The 336-nt window shown below is 71.4% G+C and carries 1 protein-coding gene; it reads left to right on the top strand.

From position 1 onward, the window contains the following. Positions 1-336, top strand: a 336-nt coding sequence (locus tag QMZ26_RS21310) for a contractile injection system protein, VgrG/Pvc8 family (RefSeq protein WP_283222603.1), incomplete at both ends; no start/stop codon positions are given.

Here is a 336-nt window from a genome sequence, read left to right as displayed (position 1 = left end):
GGCCAGCGCCGCGCACAGCAGCACCTGGATGCACTGCGCGTGCGCGCGCAGACCATCGACGGTGCCGGCCAGTGGCGTGCTCTGGCGCCCGGCGCACGATTCGGGCTGTCGCAGCACCCGCAGGTGGGTGAGGACGCCCGTTTCCTGTGCCTGTCGGTGCGGCACCAAGCGCGCAACAACCTCGATGCCGAGGTGTTTGATGCGCTGGAGAAGACCCTGGGCCCGGCCAGCGTCGCGGCCCCGGCACTGCCCGGCGCACTGTCCGGGCTGGCCTATGGCGATGCCCCCGGCGAGGTGTCCACCGCGTTCTACGACAACCGCTTCGTGGCCATTCCG

The organism is Stenotrophomonas sp. PFBMAA-4 (assembly GCF_030053215.1).
Lineage (GTDB): Bacteria > Pseudomonadota > Gammaproteobacteria > Xanthomonadales > Xanthomonadaceae > Stenotrophomonas.
The sequence above is the reverse complement of the archived record's forward strand: the minus strand, read 5'-3'. Positions and strand labels throughout refer to the sequence as shown.